Source organism: Arthrobacter gallicola, from assembly GCF_014836775.1.
GTDB lineage: Bacteria > Actinomycetota > Actinomycetes > Actinomycetales > Micrococcaceae > Arthrobacter_B > Arthrobacter_B gallicola.
In genome coordinates this window covers 397,346-417,266 of the sequence record NZ_JACSQD010000002.1, presented here as the reverse complement: position 1 = coordinate 417,266, position 19,921 = coordinate 397,346, and the positions used below count along the sequence as shown (strand labels likewise).

21 protein-coding genes are annotated in these 19,921 nt (G+C 65.5%); 6 read left to right on the top strand and 15 right to left on the bottom strand.

Annotated elements, in window-relative coordinates; genetic code table 11:
* Positions 1 to 39: 39 nt before the first annotated feature.
* Positions 40 to 2,667 (bottom strand): ATP-dependent DNA ligase, encoded by a 2,628-nt coding sequence (locus tag H9639_RS06320; protein WP_191807257.1) that lies wholly within the window; start codon positions 2,665 to 2,667, stop codon positions 40 to 42.
* Positions 2,668 to 2,799: 132 nt separating this feature from the next.
* Here H9639_RS06320 and H9639_RS06315 point away from each other — a divergent pair, with 132 nt between their 5' ends.
* Complete coding sequence (locus tag H9639_RS06315; RefSeq protein WP_191807256.1) at positions 2,800 to 4,281, top strand: SDR family oxidoreductase; 1,482 nt, start codon at positions 2,800 to 2,802, stop codon at positions 4,279 to 4,281.
* 87 nt (positions 4,282 to 4,368) lie between these two features.
* On the top strand, positions 4,369 to 5,607 hold the full coding sequence (locus H9639_RS06310; RefSeq protein WP_191807255.1) for a L,D-transpeptidase: 1,239 nt from the start codon (positions 4,369 to 4,371) through the stop codon (positions 5,605 to 5,607).
* Here H9639_RS06310 and H9639_RS06305 read toward each other — a convergent pair.
* From H9639_RS06305 to H9639_RS06280, 6 genes are all read right to left on the bottom strand, one after another.
* A complete protein-coding gene (locus H9639_RS06305; RefSeq protein ID WP_191807254.1) occupies positions 5,604 to 5,825 on the bottom strand; it encodes a PLD nuclease N-terminal domain-containing protein in 222 nt (73 codons plus the stop codon). The two genes, H9639_RS06310 and H9639_RS06305, sit on opposite strands and share 4 nt — an antisense overlap.
* A 65-nt stretch (positions 5,826 to 5,890) precedes the next feature.
* Positions 5,891 to 6,325: a hypothetical protein gene (locus H9639_RS06300; protein WP_191807253.1), complete on the bottom strand. Its 435-nt coding sequence runs from the start codon at positions 6,323 to 6,325 to the stop codon at positions 5,891 to 5,893.
* Positions 6,326 to 6,476: 151 nt separating this feature from the next.
* A complete protein-coding gene (locus H9639_RS06295; protein WP_191807252.1) occupies positions 6,477 to 7,313 on the bottom strand; it encodes an alpha/beta fold hydrolase in 837 nt (278 codons plus the stop codon).
* Between the two features lie 70 nt (positions 7,314 to 7,383).
* Positions 7,384 to 7,974, bottom strand: a complete 591-nt coding sequence (locus H9639_RS06290; RefSeq protein WP_191807251.1) for a sugar O-acetyltransferase — start codon at positions 7,972 to 7,974, stop codon at positions 7,384 to 7,386.
* A gap of 73 nt (positions 7,975 to 8,047) precedes the next feature.
* Positions 8,048 to 8,521 (bottom strand): hypothetical protein, encoded by a 474-nt coding sequence (locus tag H9639_RS06285; RefSeq protein ID WP_191807250.1) that lies wholly within the window; start codon positions 8,519 to 8,521, stop codon positions 8,048 to 8,050.
* 79 nt (positions 8,522 to 8,600) lie between these two features.
* Entirely contained in the window at positions 8,601 to 9,221 is a 621-nt protein-coding gene (locus H9639_RS06280) for a LysE/ArgO family amino acid transporter (RefSeq protein WP_191807249.1), read from the bottom strand.
* A gap of 71 nt (positions 9,222 to 9,292) precedes the next feature.
* Here H9639_RS06280 and H9639_RS06275 point away from each other — a divergent pair, with 71 nt between their 5' ends.
* The gene (locus tag H9639_RS06275; RefSeq protein ID WP_191807248.1) at positions 9,293 to 10,171 is read left to right on the top strand and encodes a LysR family transcriptional regulator ArgP; all 879 of its coding nucleotides are present in this window, start codon (positions 9,293 to 9,295) and stop codon (positions 10,169 to 10,171) included.
* A 21-nt stretch (positions 10,172 to 10,192) separates the two neighbouring features.
* On the opposite strand, the gene H9639_RS06270 is transcribed toward H9639_RS06275, so the two are convergent.
* From H9639_RS06270 to H9639_RS06260, 3 genes are read right to left on the bottom strand one after another with little or no spacing between them, the layout of a single operon-like run.
* Positions 10,193 to 10,702 carry a flavin reductase family protein gene (locus H9639_RS06270; protein ID WP_191807247.1) on the bottom strand — a complete coding sequence of 170 codons (510 nt, stop codon included), beginning with the start codon at positions 10,700 to 10,702 and terminating at the stop codon, positions 10,193 to 10,195.
* Between the two features lie 33 nt (positions 10,703 to 10,735).
* The gene (gene soxR, locus H9639_RS06265) at positions 10,736 to 11,194 is read right to left on the bottom strand and encodes a redox-sensitive transcriptional activator SoxR (protein ID WP_191807246.1); all 459 of its coding nucleotides are present in this window, start codon (positions 11,192 to 11,194) and stop codon (positions 10,736 to 10,738) included.
* Positions 11,195 to 11,234: 40 nt separating this feature from the next.
* Positions 11,235 to 12,626 carry an FAD-binding oxidoreductase gene (locus H9639_RS06260; RefSeq protein ID WP_191807245.1) on the bottom strand — a complete coding sequence of 464 codons (1,392 nt, stop codon included), beginning with the start codon at positions 12,624 to 12,626 and terminating at the stop codon, positions 11,235 to 11,237.
* Positions 12,627 to 12,821: 195 nt separating this feature from the next.
* On the opposite strand from H9639_RS06260, the gene ku reads away from it, so the two are divergent.
* Both ku and H9639_RS06250 read left to right on the top strand, forming a co-directional pair.
* Positions 12,822 to 13,694, top strand: coding sequence for a non-homologous end joining protein Ku (gene ku / locus H9639_RS06255; protein ID WP_191807244.1), 873 nt, complete (start codon positions 12,822 to 12,824; stop codon positions 13,692 to 13,694).
* Positions 13,695 to 13,696: 2 nt separating this feature from the next.
* A complete protein-coding gene (locus H9639_RS06250; protein WP_191807243.1) occupies positions 13,697 to 13,951 on the top strand; it encodes a hypothetical protein in 255 nt (84 codons plus the stop codon).
* Positions 13,952 to 13,961: 10 nt separating this feature from the next.
* Here the strand turns inward: H9639_RS06250 and H9639_RS06245 are convergent, their stop codons facing one another.
* The 5 genes from H9639_RS06245 to H9639_RS06225 all read right to left on the bottom strand — a co-directional run bounded on the left by H9639_RS06245 (position 13,962) and on the right by H9639_RS06225 (position 18,061).
* Entirely contained in the window at positions 13,962 to 14,201 is a 240-nt protein-coding gene (locus tag H9639_RS06245) for a DUF2630 family protein (RefSeq protein WP_191807242.1), read from the bottom strand.
* A 57-nt stretch (positions 14,202 to 14,258) separates the two neighbouring features.
* A complete protein-coding gene (locus H9639_RS06240; RefSeq protein WP_191807241.1) occupies positions 14,259 to 14,948 on the bottom strand; it encodes a glycosyltransferase in 690 nt (229 codons plus the stop codon).
* Entirely contained in the window at positions 14,945 to 16,294 is a 1,350-nt protein-coding gene (locus H9639_RS06235; protein ID WP_191807240.1) for a bifunctional PIG-L family deacetylase/class I SAM-dependent methyltransferase, read from the bottom strand. The genes H9639_RS06240 and H9639_RS06235 overlap by 4 nt, the downstream gene beginning before the upstream one ends.
* A complete protein-coding gene (locus H9639_RS06230; protein WP_191807239.1) occupies positions 16,288 to 17,364 on the bottom strand; it encodes an acyl-CoA dehydrogenase family protein in 1,077 nt (358 codons plus the stop codon). Before H9639_RS06230 ends, H9639_RS06235 begins: the two co-directional genes overlap by 7 nt.
* A 199-nt stretch (positions 17,365 to 17,563) precedes the next feature.
* A complete protein-coding gene (locus H9639_RS06225) occupies positions 17,564 to 18,061 on the bottom strand; it encodes a DUF4383 domain-containing protein (RefSeq protein ID WP_191807238.1) in 498 nt (165 codons plus the stop codon).
* Between the two features lie 202 nt (positions 18,062 to 18,263).
* Here H9639_RS06225 and H9639_RS06220 point away from each other — a divergent pair, with 202 nt between their 5' ends.
* On the top strand, positions 18,264 to 19,739 hold the full coding sequence (locus H9639_RS06220) for an FAD-dependent oxidoreductase (RefSeq protein WP_191807237.1): 1,476 nt from the start codon (positions 18,264 to 18,266) through the stop codon (positions 19,737 to 19,739).
* The last annotated feature ends 182 nt before the right edge of the window (positions 19,740 to 19,921 follow it).

Below are 19,921 nucleotides of genomic sequence, written 5' to 3'. Positions count from 1 at the left end.
CTGCTGTTCCTCCCGTTGGGGGACGTCTGGACAGGTGGGTTAGGTTTCTGGACCTTCCGGCAGGTCCGGAACGTCCGGCACCTCCGGTACGACGTCGGAGGGCCTCTTGTCCGGCCGCAGCCCGCGCCACACCGGGTGCCGGAGTTTACCGGTGCCGGTCCGCTCCGCATAGGTCACTTCGCCCACCAGGACCGGACGCACCCAGCGGGCGTCGGAGGCGTCGGCCCGGGGCACATCATCGAGCGGCGGTGTTTTGCGGCCGATTTTTTTCAGCCGGGAGCCGACGGCGGCGAGGTCCCGTTCGCTGAGTCCGGAGCCCACCCGGCCGATGTATTTCAAGTCGGTGCCGTCCGGGATCGCGACCAGCAGCGAACCAACCTTGTTCGCCCGGTTTCCCTGTCCGGGACGCCAGCCGACCACCACCACTTCCTGGGTGAGCTGGTTTTTGAGTTTGATCCAGCTGCGGGACCGCTGGCCGGGCGAGTAATCCGAAGCCAAACGCTTTGCCACCACACCCTCCAGTCCCAGCTCCTTGCTGGCAGCCACAGCCTCGTCCAGGGAGAGGTCAAGGGCGGGCGGCACCTGAACGTGGCCGTCCGCATCCGCGGATTCCACTGCCTGCTCCAGGATTTCGCGGCGCTGCCCGTAGGTCAGCTCCACCAGGGAATTGCCGTCCAGCCACAGCAGGTCGAAGGCCATGAACTGGACGGGGGTCCTGGCGGCAGCCGCCTCGGCGTCCTTGGCCCGGGTCAGGTGCATCCGCGGCTGGAGCAGACCGAAGTCAGGACGTCCGGCCTTGTTCAGCGCCACGATCTCCCCGTCGAGTACCGCCCGTTCGCCGTTCAGCCGCTCCCCCAGCTCCTGCAGCTCGGGATAGGCGGTGGTCATGTCGTTTCCGTTCCGGCTGATCAGCCGGGTTCCTTCCGGAGTGACCTCGGCGATGGCCCGCACACCGTCCCATTTCATTTCGAAGGCCCATTCGGCGTCGTCGTTTACGTCCGCCCGGCTGCCCAGAGTGGCGAACATGGGCTTCAGCGCGGGCATGCCTGACTCCCGGATGTCAGCTTTAATGGCAGCCGCGTCCGGCTGCGGCAGCGGCGCCGGTTTGGATTTCGCTGCGGCGGACGCCGTCTGCGCCGGGTTGTCCTGCGGCGGCGGCGTTTGCTTCTGTTTCCCGGCGTCGGCCTGCGGGGTGTCCGCGTGCTGAGGGACTCCCGGCCGCTGGTCCTTCATCAGATGCAGCAGCCAGTTGCTTTTACCGTCCTCACCTCCGGTGTGGATAAAGGCGAAGCGCCGGTCCGCTGATCCGTCCCGGGCTAGTCCGCCGTCGGGCTGGCCGTGCACGGTGGCGATTACTTCCTTGCCCGGCCGCCACTTCTCCGCCTCATAAGTTCCGTGGTCCCAAATGGTCACCTCTCCCGCACCGTATTCGCCCTTCGGGATCGTTCCCTCAAAACCCCCGTAATCCAACGGGTGGTCCTCGGTCTGCACGGCCAGATGGTTCTTGTTCGGCGTGTTGGGCGGGCCCTTGGGTACCGCCCAGGAGACCAGCACACCGTCCCGCTCCAGCCGGAAGTCCCAGTGCAGCCGCCGGGCATGGTGTTCCTGGATGACAAAGCTGTTGCCGTTCCCCTCCACTGCCACCGGCTCATGCGGCACGGGTTCGGGGGTTTTCGCCGCATCCCGCATACTGCGGTATTTGTGCAGCTTGTCCTGGGGCGGCGAATCCCCGTCCGGCGGAAGCCCGGACGGGTCGGCTTCGCCGCTGTGCATGCCGGCCAGGGGATCACCGATCTTCTCCACCCGTTCCAGGACCTGCTCGTAGGTCAGCTGCTCCAGCTCCGGATCCTCCAGTTCCTCCCAGGTGCGGGGCGCGGCAACCATGGGGAGGAACCGTCCGCGCAGTGAATACGGGCAGATGGTGGTTTTGTTGGCGTTGTTCTGGCTCCAGTCCACCAGGACCTTGCCTTTGCGCAGGGTCTTTTTCATGTCACTGACCACCAGCTCCGGGTGGTCGGCTTCCAGCGCCCTCGCCAGTTCGTGTGCCACGGCGCTGACCTCCTCAGAGGTCTGCTTCCTGTCCAGGGCGGCATAGAGGTGGATGCCTTTGGAACCGCTCGTGACAGGACGGGTGTCCAGGCCCATATCGGACAGAATGCTGCGGGCCAGCCGGGCTACCTCGGCGCACTCGGCCAATGAGGCGCCCTCCCCGGGGTCAAGGTCCAGGACCAGGCGGTCGGGGTTCTGCCTCACGCCGCGCGGACCGAACTGCCACTGCGGCACATGGATCTCCAGGGCAGCCAGCTGGGCCAGCCAGGTGAGGGTGGCGAGGTCGTTAACCAGCGGATAAATGCTGGCGTGGTCCTTATGCTCAATCGTGTACCGCTTAACCCAGCTGGGCGCGGAATCGTCAATGTTCTTTTGGAAGAACACCTGCCCGGGCTTGTCCGGGGTTCCGACGCCGTTGACCCACCGTTTGCGGGTCGCCGGACGGTTGCGGGCGTAGGGAATCATCACCCCGGCAACCGCCGCGTAGTAGGAGAGCACCTCGGCCTTGGTGGTGCCGGTTTCCGGGTACAGCACCTTGTCCAGCGACGTCAGGCGCAGCCGGTGTCCGTCCACATTGACCGTTTCCCGCTGCTTCGGGCCCGTTCCCGTTCTCGCCATGCCCTCTAGTCTTACCGGGATCCGGAGCCAATTGCCAGTAGAGATCAGCATGCTTACAAAATGTTGCGGTGGGAAGGACGGCAGATCAGCCGGCACACCCCGGCCTCCAGCCACGGTGTGTATGTTGGGAAAATGACTGATGCTCAGCGGGTCCTGGTCACCGGTGCCACCGGCTATATCGGCGGGCGGCTGGTGCCCCTGCTGCTGGCGGACGGCCACACGGTCCGCGTGCTGGTCCGGTCGCCGGAAAAACTCAACGATGTGCCATGGCATAACGACGTGGAGATCGTTAAGGGAGACCTGACCGACGCCGGCTCGGTGGAATCAGCCTTTGCGGATGTGGACACGGTGTACTTCCTGGTCCACTCCATGGCGTCGGGCAAAGGGTTCGCTGCCCAGGAGGAGGCGATTGCCCGGAATGTGGCCAAAGCCGCCGAGGCCGCCGGGGTAAAACGCATCGTCTACTTGGGCGGGCTGCATCCGGAGACGGGTGAGTTGTCACCGCACATGGCGTCGCGGACCGCCGTGGGCCGGATTCTGCTGGACGGTGCGGTTCCGGCGATTGTGTTCCAGGCCGGGGTGGTGATCGGGTCCGGCTCCGCGTCGTTCGAGATGATCCGGCACCTGACCGAGACACTTCCGGTGATGCCCGCTCCCAGCTGGGTGCGCCGCCGTATCGAACCGATTGCCGTCCGCGACGTCCTGCACTACCTGACCCGCGCCGTCGATCTCCCCGAGGGGATGAACCGCACCTTCGACATCGGCGACCGGGAGGTCCTGGAGTACGCGGACATCATGAACGGCTACGCCGAAGTGGCGGGGCTGCCCCGACGCCGGATCTATGCGCTGCCGCTTCCCGCACCCAAACTGGCCGGGCTCTGGGTGGCGCTGGTGACCCCCATTCCGCTCTCCATGTCCCGGCCTTTGGTGGAGTCGCTGCAGCATGATGCCGTGGCCAAGGAATGGGACATCGATGAGTACATCCCGCCGCCGGAAGGCGGCCTGACCAACTACCGCGACGCCGTCGCCCGGGCACTGGGCAAGGAAGCCCGCGGTGAGGTGGAAACCACCTGGGCCAGCGCCTCCAGTGCCGCGGATCTGGCTTCGGAACCGCTGCCCTCGGACCCGGACTGGGCGGGCCAGACTGTCTACGTGGACCAGCGCCGGCGCCGCACCGCCGTCGATCCGGCGCACGTGTGGCAGGTTATCGAAGGAATCGGCGGCAAGAACGGCTGGTACTCGCTGCCGATGGCGTGGGCCATCCGGGGTGTGCTGGATAAGACAGTGGGCGGGGCCGGCCTGACACGCGGGCGCCGCAACCCGGCCACCCTGCTCACCGGGGACGTTGTGGACTGGTGGCGCGTGGAACTGCTCGAACGCGGCACCCTGCTGCGCCTGCGGGCGGAAATGCGGGTTCCCGGCAAAGCTTGGCTGGAGCTGCGGGTGGACCCCGACGGCGACGGGAGCGTCTACAGCCAGCGCGCCATTTACTTTCCCCGCGGGCTGCTGGGCCGGTTGTACTGGTGGCTGATCTACCCCTTCCACGGGCTGATCTTCCCGTCCATGGCCAAGAACATCACCCGCCAGGCAGCCCGGCTGGCAGAGCAGGACTGAGGAAAGCGCCCGGTCCATCGGCGCACTTTCAGGATGGCTGGCTAACGTAGGATAACTTCAGCCAGAGACGAACGTAGGGGAAGAATAGTGCAGGAAAAGAGCAACCGTAAGCGGTGGATAGCCCTGGCCGCAGCGGCAGCTGTGCTGGTGGTCGGCGGGGCAGTGGGTGTGGCCGTTGCCAGCGGCGCCTTCGAGGGCGGGAATTCCTCCGCCCAGACCTCCGGCCCCTCCTCCTCGCCCAGTGAATCCGCGGCTCCCGCAGTCCCCGTGGAGTTCACAGCCGAACCGGCTGACCAGGCGGTGGAGGTCAACCCCGTCACAGTTCCTACGCTCAAGGTTGAACACGGGACCATCGATTCCGTCACCCTGACCCCTCGCGGCGGCGGCGCCGGAGTCTCCGGCGACCTGTCCGGCGCGAAGACTGAATGGACTGCGTCCGAGCCGCTGCAGTTCAACACCGAGTACACCTTCGAATTCACGCTCGCGGACACCAACGGTAAAACCACAACCTCATCGCAGACGTTCCACACCGTGACCCCTCCGCACGAAGCCAACGCCTTTATGGGTCCGCTGGATAAATCCGTGGTTGGCATCGGCCACCCCATCGAAATCAACTTCAGCGAACCGGTAACCAACAAAACCGCCGTCGAAGAGGCCATCACCGTCACCAGCTCAAGCGCGCAGACGGGCGCGTTCTACTGGATCTCCGACACCAAGGTCCGCTACCGGCCGGAGACCTTCTGGGAACCGAACTCCACCGTGACCGTGGACATGGCCCTGTTCGGCGTGGACTTCGGCAACTCGATGATCGGGAACTTCAACGAGACGCGGACCTTCTCGGTGCACAACAGCAGGATCGCCGTCGTTGATAACCTGACCAAAACCATGCAGGTCTTCATCGACGGGCAGCTCACCCGCAGCTTCCCGGTGACGCTCGGGGACGAGGAATGGCCCTCACCCAGCGGTTATCAGGTGGTTATGAGCCAGCACGCGACGCTGCCGTTCCGGGCCGAAAGCATCGGGCTGAAGCCGGGCGATCCGGCGTATTACGAACCCTTCGATGCGTCCTGGGCGAGCCGGCTGACCAACAGCGGAGTGTTTGTGCACGAAGCACTTCCGGGCGCAATTGGGGCACTGGGTGTCATCAACGTTTCCCACGGCTGCGTCGGCATGTCACCTGAAGGCGCCAAGTACTTTTACGACACGTTTGAGCCGGGAGACCTGGTGCAGGTGCTGAACACGGGCGTTGGCCCGGCGGCCATGTGGGACGGTTACGGGGACTGGAATGTCCCGTGGCCGGAATACTCCACCCAGCCCAAGGGCTAGGAGCGGCGGCGGCCAAACACGAAGTACGAGAGCGGGCCGACGAAGTTCACTGCGCAGGCAGCACTCCACGCGGCCCGGGAACCACGGATTTCCGTCCGGGGGCGGCGCCAGATATCCACCAGGGCAGCACCTGCCAGCAGAAACTGGACGGCGGAGAGAATCCCCAGTCCCTTCTTCTGCTCTGCCGTAAGGTCCTTGAAGGTCTTTTTCCTGCTCATGGGTTCTCCTTGTTGTGTTGGGCGGGTAATTCAGGGTTAGCGCGAGTGCCGGTACAGGCGCCGGTTCAGCGGCCGGTTCGGAGCCGGAAAATCTGCAGCTGTTCCAGAACGAGCTGCACGATGGCCGCGAGGACACCCAGATTGATCAGATTCGGCGCCGCGTAGCGCAGCCTGGTGGACCAGTGCTCCGTCATATAGCCGTAGTTGTTTGATTGCATGTAGGCAGGATCGGGCGGAAAGACCAGGTCCGCGAAGAGGCCAAAAAGGCCCAGAGCCAGCAGTCCGCCGGCCAGCGCCCAGACGATCCTCCGGTACCTGCGCTGCCGGAACTCCAGATCTGCCCATGCCTGGGGCGTGGCGCCGGCCTGGTGCTGCGGGACATCGCTGATTTCGATCACCTGTGGCGCCTGCGGGGCAGCGTCCCGGAAATCCCCGGCATTGCCGCCACGCTGATACGCCTCGTCGTACCGTGGATCGAAGTCGCTCCGCCTGCTGGTCATCGTGCACCCATCCCCTTCGTCGTACGGGGGCCCGGGGTGACCGGCGGGCGGGCGCCTCAGGCATCCCGGCACCCGCCGTCGCCGGCCCCTCCCCCATTGATGCAGCAAACAGTAACCGATCCCAAGCCGCCGGGCCCGGGAGGGCGGTTACCTACTTGGCGAGGAACTTCAGCAGCGCTTCATTGACCTCGGCAGCGTGCGTCCACAGCAGGCCGTGCGGCGCTCCCTCGATTTCCACGTAGTCGGCGGACGGCAGGGCCTTGGCAAACTGCCGTCCGGTCGCATCGATGGGCAGGATGTTGTCTGCCGTGCCGTGGACGATCAGGACCGGCACATCGATCTTGGGGATGTCCTTGCGGAAATCGGTCAGCCAGGTCGGCTGCGCCGCAACCGCGGCGACCGGGCTTGCGGACACTGCCAGGTTCCAGCCGGCGTTGATGACCTCCTGGCTGAGCCGCGGGGTACCCAGCAGGTCATCGGCGTTGTAGAAGTTCTTGAAGAATTCCGTGAAGAACGCATACCGGTCCGCGGTGGCTGCCTCGACCAGGCCGTCGAAGACCTCCTGCGGAACGCCGGTGGGGTTGTCCTCGGTCTGGAGCAGGTACGGTTCCAGGGACCCGAGGAAGGCAGCCTTGGCGATCCGGGCCGAGCCGTAGGTGCCCAGGTAGCGTCCCACTTCTCCCGTTCCCATGGAGAAACCGGCCAGGACAACGTCCTGGAGGTCCAGGGTGGTGAGCACGGCATCGAGGTCCGCAGCGAAGGTGTCATAGTCGTAGCCGGTGGCGGGTTTCGAGGACTTGCCGAAACCACGCCGGTCGTACGTGATCACCCGGTAACCGGCGTCGAGGAGTGCCGCCGTCTGCTTTTCCCACGAGGCCCCGTCCAGGGGGTAGCCGTGGATCAGGACAACGGGCTGCCCGGAGCCGTGGTCCTCGTAGTACAGGTCGATGGAGGTGCTGTTTTCCGTGCCAACGCTGATCTGACCCATTCCTGGTTCTCCTGTCTCGACGAAGGCGGAAATATCCTTCCCGCCTCTCCCACGGTAGGTAACGGCCGCCTTAGGCGTCTGCGTCCAGTTCCCGGACGATGCGTGCCGGGCTGCCAACGGCGACGACGTTGGGCGGCAGGTCCTTCGTGACGACGGCGCCGGCACCCACCACCGTGTTCTCCCCGATGCTGACACCGGGCAGTACGATCACGCCGCCGCCGAGCCAGACGTTGTTCCCGATGCTGATGGGCCGGGCAGCTTCCAGCTTGTCCCTCCGCGGTCCCGGCTCCAGCGGATGGGTGGGGGTGAGCAGCTGGATATTCGGCCCGATCTGCACGTCATCGCCAATGGTGATCCGCGCGACGTCCAGGGCGGTGAAGTTGTAATTGATAAACGTCCGCGCACCAATGCTGATGTACTTCCCGTAATCGACGTAGAGCGGCGGGCGCACCTCGGTTCCTTCACCGATCGTGCCGAGCAGTTCGTGAAGCAGTCCGGCGGCAGCATCGGGGTCCTGGGGCCAGAGGCGGGCGTACCGGTCGGCCAGCGAAATGGCCCGCCGGCTGTCGGCGGCGAGTTCCGGGTCATCGGCGATGTACATTTCACCCGCCTGCATCCGCTCACGCATGGACCGTTCATCGCCCGCGAAGTAATCGGACATGGCACTCCTTTCGGACGTTCTGAAGAGAAATCACTCCCGTCAAACGTATCCGCCCGGACGACTGACGAAAATCTCAGGGAGCGGACTTTCCGGCTTTGACCAGCACGTTCTCGTGCAGCTGCTGCCATCCTTCTTCGGCTATGTTGTTCCTTTCGGCGTAGCCATCCACCACCAGGGCCGTGTGACTGCCGGGCGCGGTACTTTCGACTACCAGGCCGCTTCCGAGCCCGCCATTGCAAGCGGCGGACCAGCTTTCATCCCGGTCTTCGAAGACGACCACCAGACAGTGGTCGGTACTGCTGCGGGAAACGTAGTAGCGCGCCGTCTCGTTCGAGGTCAGGTACCGGACCTCTTCGCCGCCGACCTCCAGCCTGACCCATCTGGGGAGAACGTCCTGTTCACCGGCTTCGGTGTCGAAAATGCCGAACGGGGGCGGCGTCGCTGAACAGCCACCCAGCAGCAGTCCAGCCGCTGCCGCCAGGGCCGCCCAAGCCGCGGCGGGCCTTTTCCGCCGTTGGCGCGCACCCAGCAGCTGTGATGTCCCCATGTCCTGCCCCCCGGTTGTTGTGGCCCGCAGCGGCCGCAGATTACCGGGGAGCCTACCACCGTTCCGTGCATGCTGCCGGTCACAGTGAGCTTCGCATCAGGCTGAGGGCCAGCACCACCATAAAAACGCCGATAGCCAGATCGAGGACCCGCCAGGCAATGGGCCGGGCAAACACCGGGGCCAGCAGCCGCGCCCCGAATCCGAGCGCGCTGAACCACAGGGTGCTGGCCGCGACAGCTCCGGCTGCAAACACCCACCGGCCCTCAGGGCCCTGGGAAGCCGCCAAGGAGCCCAGCAGCACCACCGTGTCCAGATACACGTGCGGATTAAGCCAGGTCAGACTCAGGCAGGTGAGGACCGCCGCGGCCACTGTTCGGCGTCCACCGCCTGTGGCCTCCAGCGCAGCCGGCCGGATGGCACGCCTGAAGGACAGGACGGCGTAGGCCAGCAGGAACGCGGCTCCTGCCCAGCGGATCACATCAAGGACCAGCGGCGCGGTTTCCGTCAGCTTTCCGATCCCTGCCGTGCCCAGCAGAATCAGCACGGCGTCGCTGAGGATACACACCGCCAGCACCGGGAACAGATGCTCCCGGCGGATACCCTGCCGGAGCACAAAGGCGTTCTGCGCCCCGATCGCGACAATAAGGGCCAGGCCGCTGCCCAGGCCGGTGAAGAAGGCAGACAAATCGACTGTGGTCACTCTGCGACGCTAAGTGAAAACCGAGGGGTAAAACCAGCTAAAAGTTTTTACGGAAGTTTAGAATCGCTAATGTGGACCTGAATTCTGAACAGCTGCGTGCGCTGTGCGCCGTGATCGACCACGGCGGATTCGACGCGGCTGCCGCGGCCCTGCATCTCACGCCCTCGGCCGTTAGCCAGCGAATCAAGGGACTGGAGAAGCAGGTGGGCGCCGTCCTGGTCCGCCGCGGGAAGCCGGCCGCAGTCACGGAACCCGGGGCTGTCCTGCTCCGGCTGGCCCGGCAGAGCGCGGCTCTGGAGGCCGACGCCGCGCGGCGGCTGGGACTGGGTGAGCACGCCGGGCGGCCACGGGTGCAGCTGGTCATCAACGCGGATTCAATGGCAACGTGGGTGCTGCCGGCACTTGCCCCGCTGCAGGACATCAGTTTTGAATTCACCCTGGAGGACCAGGACTACTCTGCGCAGAGCCTGCGCGACGGCACGGCCATGGGAGCCGTCACCTCCAGTTCCGCAGCGGTGCAGGGCTGCTCGGTAGAGGCATTGGGCACTATGCGGTACCTCCCCGTGGCCAGCCCGGATTTCACCCGGCGCTGGCTTCCGGATGGTTGGAACCGCACTTCCGCCGCCGCAGCACCCATGCTGGTGTTCAACCGCAAGGACTCCCTGCAGCAAAGGCTGCTTTCAGATTGCTTCGGACCCGGCCTGGCTCCGCCGCACCACTTCGTTCCGGCATCCTGGGACTTCCTGCAGGCAGCGCGGCTGGGATTTGGCTGGGCTGTGCTCCCGGACCTCCAGGCGGCACCGCTGCTGACGGACGGTTCGCTGATACTGCTCGACGCCGGCCACTCCCTCGACGTCCCGCTGTTCTGGCAGCAGTGGCGGGTGGATCTCCCCGCCCTCTCCCGGGTCGCCGAAGCCCTGACCGGCGCAGCCGCCCGGGCGCTGGCCTAGTACTGGCGTGTCAGGGACCTGTTAGAGAGCCGAGTCCGTGCTCAGGCGGTGGTACGTCCGGTCGTGGTAGACCAGGGGCGCGGCCGCCGGACCGGTGTAAATTTCCTGCACAGCGGCTGCGACGAGGGTCGAGCTTCCGGCCTGGGTCAGGGACAGCACCCGGCAGAGCAGCGCACGTGGCACCCCCTTCAGCAGCGGCTCACCGCCGGGCAGGGTGTCCCATTCCAGGTCCGGACCGAAACGTTCTGCGCCGCGTGCGGCAAAGAGTGCCGCCAGGCCAGCATTATCGGCACCGAGCAGGTGGACCACAATGGTGTCAGCGGCAGCGATAACACCGGCGGTCCCCTGGGTCGAGGCCAGTGAGAACGCCAGGATGGGCGGGAGAGCGGACACGGACGCGACTGATGAGGCCGTAAGTCCCACCGGACCGTCGGACCCCGAGGCGGTAATGATTGCGACGCCGGCGGGATGGCCCCGGAACGCGTCCTTGAATTCATCCACCACAGGGTTGGTAACTGCCGTTGAAGTCATACCCTTAGCGTAGAACCTCAACATTAGTTGAGGTCAAATTTCCGGTTCCAGCAGGGGTGCACCGTGCGAATGCAGCCCGGAGGCATCGTCCGGGTTGACGAACCCGCATTCAGCCAGGGAAAGACAGCCGCATCCGATGCACCCGCCGAGCCTGTCCCGCAGGGCCTCCAGCTGGTGGATCCGGCTGTCCAGGTCCTGGCGCCAGGCCGCCGAGAGGCGCTGCCAGTCCGCCTGGTCCGGAACGCCGTCGTGGGGCAGTTCCGCCAGTGCCGAGGCGATATGGGACAGCGGAATTCCGGCCCGCTGCGCCGCACGGATCACTGCCACTCTCCGAAGCACCGAGCGGTCAAAGCGGCGCTGGTTTCCGGCGGTCCGGCGGCTCTGGATCAGGCCCTGCCGTTCGTAAAAATGCAGCGCAGACACAGCTACGCCGCTTCGGTCTGCCACCTGCCCCACGCTCAGCTCACCGGGGATCTGGCTTTGTCCGTTCATTTCGTGCCTTGCCCTGCCTGCCGACACCGCCGGCTGAAGCTCAGCCGGCTGCTGAGTCCATTAAACCAAGGGGTGGAACGGCATGGCCGTACCGGAAGAGGTTCTGCGGATCCCAGGTTGCTTTGGCCGACCGCAGGCGCTCATATGCTTCCGGCCCCCACGCACGGGACCTGTCCTGTTCATCCCCCGCCGGGCCATGGAAGTTAATCAGGCTGCCGACGGCATAGGGTTCGAATCCCGTGGCCAGCCGCACCAGGGCTGCCTCGACGGCGTCTTCCGCGGGGAGCCCCGGGATTCCCAGGATAAAGAGGTGGAAACCGGCGCCGCGGCCGGACACCGCATCCGGCACGGCGGGATGCGTGGCCAGGGCACCGCCCAGCAGTCGAAGTTCGGCCATAACAAGGGGTGTGCCCGAACCGGGGCCGATGTGGCGCAGGAGTTCCGCTGCACCCTCCTCCCCGAAGTCCGCGAGCAGCATGCCGCGCTCCACACTGGGCAGGGGACCCGCGGGATCGTCATGAATGGAATCCACGGCGGCGTAGTCCATCGGGCTCACCGTGTCCCTCAGCGTTGGAAGCATGCGCATTGGCGCGAGCAGGGCACTGCCCGCTTCCTGGCTGCCGAAGAAACCAAAGCGCAGCAGAACCGGTGCGGTCCCGCGGAGCTCTGCCGGAACAAAAGGGACGTCCGGAAGATGCATAAAGGCCAGCGACGCGGATGCCTCATGCGGCAGGTCCGGCGCCCACTGCCGGAAGGCCTCCAGCACCTCCCCGGCGGCTTCTTCCGGGAACACTATCTGCCCGCCGTAGAACTCGCCGAGCGGCACTGCCCCAAAGGTCATTTCGGTGACTATTCCGTAGTTTCCCTTGCCGCCGCGCAGCACGGCGAACAGCTCCGGCTCCTGGTCCGGATCAACACGGCGCGCCGTTCCATCCGGCGTGACCACCTCGAAGCTGCGCACATGATCCGCTGCGAATCCGAGGGACCGGCCCATGAGCGGAAGTCCACCCCCAAGGGTGTAGCCGACCACTCCCACACGGGAATTTGAACCGTGGGCAGCGGTGAGGCCCAGCGGCACCAGTTCCTCCAGGACAGCGGCCCAGCGGACTCCCGCCCCCACCGTCACCGTTCCCGCCGCACGGTCCACGGCAACGTTCTGCAGCCGGGACGTGTTGATCAGCAGCCCTTCGTCCATGGGTGCTGAAGCACTGTGCCCGGTCGCCTGCACGCCGAGCGGGACTCCGCGCTGCGCAGCCCAGGCCACCGCGTTGGCGACGTCATCGGCGTCGAGCGCCCCCAGGGAAACCTCCGGCCGGTGCACCTGGGACAGATTGTAGGCTGCAGTGTCTTCCGCGTAGGCGGCCTCGCCGGGCCTGCTCACGATGCCGCGGACACTCCCGCGGAGTGCTTCAAGGTCTGCTTCCTGAATCATGGCTGCTCCCGGCGGGTTGGGGTGGTCACCTGGTCTTTGGCGGATGCGCCGGCCTGAGCACCGGAAAACTGCTCACAGGGTATGCACGCGCCCACCGGACGCCAAGGGTGGGCGGGAAAGACCGTGCTGCGCCCGGGGGACTTAGGTCCGGCCAAAGTCTGGCAACTCTCAGCCTGCTTGGTGTTCACTTGGTACATGAGAGCCATCTGGAAGGGTGCCATAGCGTTTGGGCTGGTCAACGTGCCGGTCAAGGTCTATTCGGCCACCGAGGATCACGACGTCAGCCTGCATCAGGTGCATGAAAAGGACGGCGGCCGCATCCGGTATCAGCGCCGCTGTGAAATCTGCGGTGAAGTGGTGGAGTACAAGAACATCGCCAAGGCCTACGACGATGGCGAGCAGACGGTCGTCCTGACCGATGAAGACCTCGCGTCCCTGCCGGTCGAGAAGAGCCGGGAGATTGAAGTGGTGGAGTTCGTCCCCAGTGACCAGGTGGATCCCATCCTTTTTGACCGCACCTACTACCTGGAGCCGGATTCGAAGTCCACCAAGTCTTATGTGCTGCTCCGCCGCACCCTGGAGGAATCAGAGCGCACCGCCATTGTGCAGTTCTCGCTGCGGCAGAAGAGCCGGTTGGGTGCACTGCGGGTCCGCGGCGACGTGTTGACCCTCCAGACCCTCCTCTGGGAGGACGAAGTCCGGGAGGCGGCCTTCCCCTCGCTGGAGGAGACCGTCCGCATTTCGGCCAAGGAACTGGAGATGTCCTCGGCACTGGTGGAGTCTTTCAGCTCCGATTTTGACCCTTCCGGCTTCACCGATGAGTACCAGGAGCAGCTGCGCACGCTCATTGAAGCGAAGCTGGAAAAGGGTGAAGCCCTCGATACCCAGGAGACCTTCGGCGAAGAATCCGAGGAAGAGGGCGGCAAGGTCCTTGACCTGATGGAAGCCCTGCGCCGAAGCGTGGAGAAGAACCGAGGAAAGAAGTCCGGGGCCGTACCGGAGAAGGAAGCCGGAGCCAAGAAACCAGCAGCGAAATCTGCCGGCAAAAAAACCAGGAAAGGCGCTTGAGGATGGCCATCACAGGATTTTTCCGCGACCGTGCCGGCAGGCAGACTGTCTTCCTGCCGCCTAACCTGCCGCTGCTGGCCTGGGCCGGTTTCGGCGCGGCTTCGGGCATGGCGCTGACGCCGCGCTACCGCAGCCTGCTGCACCGGGCCAGCCAGGCGGCAATGATGTGGTGGGCCGCCGGCGAGGCCTTCGGCGGCCGCAGCCCGTTCCGCCGGACGGTGGGCGCAGCGGCACTGGTGCGGTCCCTCACCCGCTGACCACAGGACCTTACTGGCGGTACCCCTCGACTTCACTCACGGGCCGCACGGCTGCATCATCCGGGTTTTCGCCTGCCTCCAGGCGGGCCCGGCGCTGCCGCAGCAGATCCCAGCACTGGTCCAGCTGTTCACCTACCTGTCGGAGCTGCTCGGCATGCTGGTCCGGGTCCGCGGCAGGGCCGGCGTCACGCAGCGCCTGTTCGCGCTCCACCAGTGCCTGGATCTGCTGCTGAATTTCTGAAGTATCCATTCACCCACGCTAACCAGCCCGGCAGTCCTGCACCATAGCCCCCCAGCGTGGGACGGATCAATTGAGCAGTTGCCGGAGGAACCCGGAGAATCCCTCGGGGGTCCGGCCGTCGCGGCGTCCGGAAGTCACCGCCCGAATCCAGTCAGTGGCCAGCCAGGGCACCCCCGCTGCTTTGATCCGTTCGGCGAGCTGGATGTCCTCATGCACAGCTGCGGAAGCGAATCCGCCGCCGGCGGCGTAGGACTCGGCAGAGAACCCGAGGTTGGCACCGTGCACGTGCGGATGGTTTTCGCCCAGCTGATGGCGCGAATGCCAGATGCTCAGGTGCTCCGGAGTCAGATCGGCGGAGTCGGGAACCACCGTGCCCAGGATAAGGCCGTAGCCCGCCTCTGCCAGCTGGTGCTGCGTCAGAAGCCAGTTACGGGGCACCACGGTGTCCGCGTCCGTATTGGCAATCCATTGGGCCCCCAGCCGCACCGCCGCCTCAACACCCAGCGCCCGCGCTGCGCCCACCGTCCCGGCTGCCGTCTCCAACAGGTGCAGCTCCAGCCCGTGGTCACGGCCTGCCTTTGCTGCAGCCGCCGCGGAGCGGTCAGTACAGGAGTCAAGAACGACGGCGACGCTGACCCGTGCGGGACCTTCAGATTCCGCGCTTTTCACGGCTGCCGCTACCGCTGCCAGGCAACGGGGCAGGAGCTCTTCCTCGTTACGGGCTGGAATAACGACGCCGGTGTGGCGTGGCGTCACAGCAGGCCTTCGCGCTGGGCCACGGAGCGCACCGGCGGGCGCGTCAGGACATCAATCCGGAAGTCCTCCTCGCAGTGTTCTGCCAGGATCCGGAGCCCGCTGCCGGCACGGAATGCCGCATGCACGTCATCTCCGGTTAACGGCCAACCGTCATTCGGATGCCGCCAGTGGCATAGCAGCAGCACACCCTCCTCCGTCAAGGACGCGGCAGCGCGCTTCGCCGTTTCCTGCAGCTGGCCGGCAGTCAAGAAGTAGCCGATTTCAGAAATTACCACCAGATCGAAGCTGCCCTCCGGCCAGTTCGCAGGGATGGAGCCTTGAACCAACTCCACGCCATCGGTTCCAGCCAGGCGTTCCTGGGCCAGTACAAGGGCCCGTTCACTGATGTCCATGGCCACCACAGAGTCCGACCGCGCAGCCAAACCCGCGGTGAGCACCCCGATGGAGCAGCCCGGTTCGAAGACCCGGGCAAAACGCTCCCGCGGCAGCATCGCCAGGGTCAGTGCACGTTTGCGGTGTTCGTAGAAACTCTCCTCAAAGTTCCACGGATCCGAGGAGGCTGCATAGAGCTCCTCGAAGACCCGCCGCGCTGTCCGCGGAACAGTGAGGATGAACGCTTCGAACGGTCGCCTGAAATGCTCAAGGACGTCCGGAGCCAGCAGCGCCTCGTCTCCGGGAGCATCCGAGAGCGGGGCCACCTGGCTGTGGTGGGCGGCCATCGCAAAACTCTTACGGTTCTCCGAGGTGCCATCCAGCCCGAAAAGATGCAGGCCTTCAGGAAGGTCTGCCGCCGCTCCCCAGTGCCACAGCCAGATCGGGTACTCGAGCAGGGGAATCCGCATGGTCTTGGCGACCTCAGCGGCAACGGCCCCGGCCGTGTCATGATCCGTATGGCCGTCACCGCGCCACGGAGCAGCCAGCCACACATCGTCCCCGCCATCTGCCACCAGCCCGGCCAGGACCCGGGCCAGTTCCTGGCGGTGCCCGGCCAGGCCTCCGTCGGGAAGGCCCAACAGCCGGACACTGGCCCCGGGGGCAAGCTGCTCGACGGCGCCGCGCAGCTCTTTCTCCCTCACTTCGGACAACACCTGGGGGGTGTGGGTCGGTGAGTGCGGATGCGAGGCCTCCCCCGCTGTGGCCACAATGACGTCGACGGCGGTTCCGGTAGCCGCCAGGGACGCAATCAGACCGCCTGCCCCCAGCGTCTCATCGTCCGGATGCGCTGCAAGAACCACCAGACGCCGTGGACGCTGAGGCAGGATCTGTTCCAGATCGGGTACACCGCTCAGCAGTTCCAGCCAGGCTTCCTCGCTTCGGGTTGGGTCCTGGTGCGTAAAGGTCACCATGGATCTCCGCCTTCGGCCAGGAGCGCCTTCCCCAGCGCGGCGTGGTCCCGTTCGGCGTGATGCTGGCGGACGTAGATCTGGAGGTCAGCAACTCGCCTGGCGTGCTCCTCATCCGCAGCCAATGGCCCAGGGCCAAGTCCGTGCGCGGCGGCTGCGAGTACCCGTTCGGCAGCCCCGGCTGTGACGGCGCGGACACGGTGGGCCAGGACGGCGCCGGCAGCACCGTCCGCGCGGCCGGCATCGATGTCCGCGGCTGCAGCGGCCAGCACCTGCCGGGCAGCATGCAGGGACGCATCCGCCTGACCAATCAGCATGTGGGCAATCTGGTCCGGCTGGCGCTGGCGGCTGGCCTTGGCTATCCGGCGGGCAACCCCCACCGCTCCGCCGTACCAGCAGGCAGCCACCCCCATCCCGCCCCAGGCGAACCCGCTGCGTTCCAGGTACCAGTTGTCCGCGCCCACCGGGACGGCGGGAACGTCGTAGAAGTCAACCGCGCTGCTCTCAACTGAAGCAAGGCCGCGGCTCACCCACAGCCCCTGTCCTGCCCGGACGCCGGGATTCCGGAGGTCGACGGCGAATGCGCGCCGGGACTCCGGCCCTGTGTGGGCGGTGACTACCGCGTAGTCCAGCTGGGCAGCCAGGGAACACCAGGGTTTCGTGCCGGACAGATGCCAGCTGCCGCCGTCGTGCTTGTCCGCCACCAGGACGGTACCGGATGACTCAGCGGCATAAACCCCCCAGGCGCCGGCGGATGGGTCTATTCCTTCTGTGGCATATTTGCCTGTGCCTGCTTCGTCAGCGGCTTGGGCGAGGATCGCCGCGGCGTCCAGGTGCGGCTCAATCACTCTGGCTGCGGTGAGGTCCGCCGCGCCAAGGGTCGCCAGCAGCTCCCAAAGCCGGAGCGTTGACCCCTGCCCGGGAAGCGGAGCGTTGGCGGTGGCGGGCTTGATCAGTTCCAGGGCGGCGACGGCTGAACCATTGGTTTCAGCAGCCAGCGTTCCCAGGTCGGTGAGGGCAGCGCCGTCACTATGGGAAAGCGGGTCTGGCCCGAGCTGCACCGGGCGGATCATGCGCCACCCCCGGCAGAACGGTCAGCAGCGGGCGCATCCTTGGTGCACAACGGGCAGAGAACGGCGTGAGACAGCTTCTTCGACACAGACCCAGCCCTCCTTTCTAAGGGTGCTGTCTAATTTACCGTGAAGACATCGGACGGAGAAAACAGCAAAAGGCACGGCTTTCCAGCCGTGCCTTTTCCGGGATTTCCTGCTGCTAGTTGGGAATCTGTCCCTCTCCAGGCGATCCCCGGCTGCCGCTGGTACGCCGGGTGTTGTCTGATCCAAGGACGAATCCGAGAATGATCATCACTGCCCCCAGGCCAAGGTGCAGCCAGTTGTCGGCCCAATTGAACGGCACAAAGTTCCAGGCCCCGTTCAGCGGGATGATCAACCCGTAGAGGAACAGGAGCAGGTAAAGGACACCGGCACCGATCAGGTAGGTCTTGGCGGATGAATGCGTTCTGGCCATCCACAGCCCGAGGAACCCGAGGAGCAGGTGGACCACGTTGTGGAGCACGGAAACTTGAAAGACTCCCAGCAGGACGGCTTCCGAATCGTAGCCGGAAAAATAGAGCGCACTGTAGTTGGCGGTTATCCCGGGGATGAAACCAAGTACGCCGATTACCAGGAAAATAATTCCAAAAACAAGGGCTGCCACTTGGGCGCTTGTCCTTCGGGCTGAAAGTCCTTGACTGCTGCTTGCGTATGACATGGCCAACTCCTAACTCCGGCGGAGAGCGTGGACTCCGGCCATACGGAGGCCCGTAATCGTACGCATTTAACTCTTGCACAGCGGCTGTTGGTTGGGAAGTAGGCTTACTATTCACCCTGCGGTTACCTCACAAGAGCCCCGCAGGAGCCTTGACGGATGGCCTGCGACCCTGTGGGCTGGAGCTCCAGCAGGAAGGACCCCCATGCCATCGCTATGGATCGACACCGCACCAGTTATCCCCACCGACACCTTTGTCCCCGAATCGTCCTTCGACACCGTGGTCGTCGGCGCCGGACTGACAGGCCTGGTGACCGCCGTCTTACTGGCAAGGAGCGGCCAGCGCGTGGCCGTGCTGGAAGCCCGCACGGTAGGCGCCGTTACCACCGGCAACACGACCGCAAAAGTCAGTCTCCTGCAGGGCAGCGTGGTCTCCGGGGTGGCGAAGCACCACAACACCGGCACCGCAACCGAGTACGTCAACGCCAACCGGCGCGGTCAGGACTGGCTGCTGCAGTTCTGCGCCGATGCGGGCGTCAGCTATGAGACCCGGGATGCCTGGACCTACGCCGTCAGCGCGCAGGGGGCCGCCGCGGTCGTGGAGGAACGGGATGCCTGCCGTGCCGCGGGACTGCCGGTCCAAAGCAGCGTCGAAACTGAACTCCCGTTCCCTGTTGAAGCAGCCCTGAAACTCCCGGACCAGGCGCAGTTTCATCCGCTGGAGGCACTCGGTGCGCTGGCGGCGGAACTGAGACAGCGGTCCGGGGTGCTGGTGGAAGGATCACGTGTCACGGAAGTGCTGCATACCGGAGAACGGGTGCGGGTGGTCACTGCCGCGGGAGATCTGGACGCCGGCTCGGTGGTTCTGGCGACAGGCATCCCGATTCTTGACCGCGGAGGATATTTCGCCGTCGTGAAGCCAATGCGCTCCTATGCGGCGGCTTTCCCGATTACGGGTCCCGTGCCGGAGGATATGTATCTTTCCGTGGATCAGCCTGCCAAGTCGCTCCGGACGGCGGAGGCAGGAGGCACCAAGTACCTTCTGGCGGGCGGAAACGGGCATCCGGTGGGGCGGGCTGCGCACACCAGAGACAGACTGACCGGCCTCTCACGCTGGGCTCAGGAGCATTTCAGTGTGGAAGAAGCCCGCTATCAATGGTCGGCACAGGACTACCAGCCGGCGGCGGCCGTTCCGTATGTTGGCGAGCTTCCGGTGCTGGGACGGCGGATCTACGCGGCAACCGGATTCAATAAGTGGGGAATGACCAATGGTGTGGCTGCCGCCCTCTCTATCAGTTCCCGGATCCTGGGCCGGCCCGACCCTGCGGGAGGCCTCTTCAAAGCCCGGATCAGTGTTCCGGACGCCGTGACCACCGTCAAGGACAACGCCGAGGTAGGCCTTCAGATGGTCAGCGGCTGGGCCGGCGGCCTGGCCCGCACCACCGATGCCGCACCGGGCGAGGGGCTCGGCGTTGTTGTGCGGGAAGGAGGGTCGCCTGTGGCAGTGTGCACGGTAAATGGAGTCACTACCCGGCGGTCCGCCATCTGCCCGCATCTGCACGGAATTCTTACCTGGAACGACGCCGAAACATCCTGGGACTGTCCGCTGCACGGGTCGCGTTTTGCCGCCAGTGGAGAACTGCTCGAAGGACCGGCCACCCGGGGGCTGAACCCGGCCTGACGGCTGGATCCAGCCTGATCTGCGGACGCCGGCACGCCCCGCTTCCTGACGCACAGAAGCCCGGTGTTTCCTCCCCAAAGCTGGGGTAGGAAACACCGGGCTTTTCCGTCCGATCCTGCCGCTTCTGCGGCTAGATACCCGCTGCCCTGGGTCCACCCGATTCCGGGTCATCGAGCGAAGGG

Excerpts from the sequence above, each read along its gene's own strand:
- H9639_RS06320 (WP_191807257.1), bottom strand. The coding sequence starts at position 2,667 with ATGGCGAGAACGGGAACGGGCCCGAAGCAGCGGGAAACGGTCAATGTG.
- H9639_RS06315 (WP_191807256.1), top strand. The coding sequence starts at position 2,800 with ATGACTGATGCTCAGCGGGTCCTGGTCACCGGTGCCACCGGCTATATC.
- H9639_RS06305 (WP_191807254.1), bottom strand. The coding sequence starts at position 5,825 with ATGAGCAGGAAAAAGACCTTCAAGGACCTTACGGCAGAGCAGAAGAAG.
- H9639_RS06300 (WP_191807253.1), bottom strand. The coding sequence starts at position 6,325 with ATGACCAGCAGGCGGAGCGACTTCGATCCACGGTACGACGAGGCGTAT.
- H9639_RS06295 (WP_191807252.1), bottom strand. The coding sequence starts at position 7,313 with ATGGGTCAGATCAGCGTTGGCACGGAAAACAGCACCTCCATCGACCTG.
- H9639_RS06290 (WP_191807251.1), bottom strand. The coding sequence starts at position 7,974 with ATGTCCGATTACTTCGCGGGCGATGAACGGTCCATGCGTGAGCGGATG.
- H9639_RS06285 (WP_191807250.1), bottom strand. The coding sequence starts at position 8,521 with ATGGGGACATCACAGCTGCTGGGTGCGCGCCAACGGCGGAAAAGGCCC.
- H9639_RS06270 (WP_191807247.1), bottom strand. The coding sequence starts at position 10,702 with ATGACTTCAACGGCAGTTACCAACCCTGTGGTGGATGAATTCAAGGAC.
- soxR (WP_191807246.1), bottom strand. The coding sequence starts at position 11,194 with ATGAACGGACAAAGCCAGATCCCCGGTGAGCTGAGCGTGGGGCAGGTG.
- H9639_RS06260 (WP_191807245.1), bottom strand. The coding sequence starts at position 12,626 with ATGATTCAGGAAGCAGACCTTGAAGCACTCCGCGGGAGTGTCCGCGGC.
- ku (WP_191807244.1), top strand. The coding sequence starts at position 12,822 with ATGAGAGCCATCTGGAAGGGTGCCATAGCGTTTGGGCTGGTCAACGTG.
- H9639_RS06250 (WP_191807243.1), top strand. The coding sequence starts at position 13,697 with ATGGCCATCACAGGATTTTTCCGCGACCGTGCCGGCAGGCAGACTGTC.
- H9639_RS06245 (WP_191807242.1), bottom strand. The coding sequence starts at position 14,201 with ATGGATACTTCAGAAATTCAGCAGCAGATCCAGGCACTGGTGGAGCGC.
- H9639_RS06235 (WP_191807240.1), bottom strand. The coding sequence starts at position 16,294 with ATGGTGACCTTTACGCACCAGGACCCAACCCGAAGCGAGGAAGCCTGG.
- H9639_RS06230 (WP_191807239.1), bottom strand. The coding sequence starts at position 17,364 with ATGATCCGCCCGGTGCAGCTCGGGCCAGACCCGCTTTCCCATAGTGAC.
- H9639_RS06225 (WP_191807238.1), bottom strand. The coding sequence starts at position 18,061 with ATGTCATACGCAAGCAGCAGTCAAGGACTTTCAGCCCGAAGGACAAGC.
- H9639_RS06220 (WP_191807237.1), top strand. The coding sequence starts at position 18,264 with ATGCCATCGCTATGGATCGACACCGCACCAGTTATCCCCACCGACACC.